General features: G+C 56.0%; 1 protein-coding gene and 1 pseudogene. Both read right to left on the bottom strand.

The window, feature by feature from the left end:
- A partial coding sequence (locus GPA21_RS20470) for a hypothetical protein (protein WP_211163760.1) occupies nucleotides 1–214 on the bottom strand: 214 nt, incomplete at its 3' end.
- A 50-nt stretch (nucleotides 215–264) separates the two neighbouring features.
- A pseudogene (gene lrpA / locus GPA21_RS20465) lies at nucleotides 265–430 on the bottom strand (transcriptional regulator LrpA); the annotation flags it as partial.

The raw sequence follows: 430 nt of genomic DNA, 5'->3' as shown, positions 1-430 counted from the left end.
GATTCATACCCAGTGCCGAGGAGGCAACGAATGTGAACATGTCCAGGTAGCGCCGACCCGTTATAGCGTCGACCAGATATGAACCGCCCGAACGGGTCAGATCGAGCACTATGTCCAGACCGTCGACCAGCATGCTGCGCCCTAGCACCTCATGAACCCGGTCTGGGGTTGTTGGTCTACCGGCAAGAGCGACGGACTTCACGACGGCGGCCATGACGCTATGATAGCAGGATTTACGGAATATTGATATTTATGCTGGAAAAATTATGGTATATGCTGCCTATCGCTGTAAAAAGTGTTCAGAATGATCGTGCTTCGCGTCCGCACGTTCGCCGTTGTCCGGATCCGTTGCAACAGGTCCTCGAGCGCCCGTGCGGACGCGACGCGCACCAGCAAGACGTAGCTCTCTTCGCCGGCCACCGAGTAACAG

This window comes from Azoarcus taiwanensis, assembly GCF_012910885.1.
Taxonomy (GTDB): Bacteria; Pseudomonadota; Gammaproteobacteria; order Burkholderiales; family Rhodocyclaceae; genus Azoarcus_F; species Azoarcus_F taiwanensis.
Note: the sequence above shows the minus strand (reverse complement) of the source record. Positions and strands in the feature narration are given on the sequence as shown.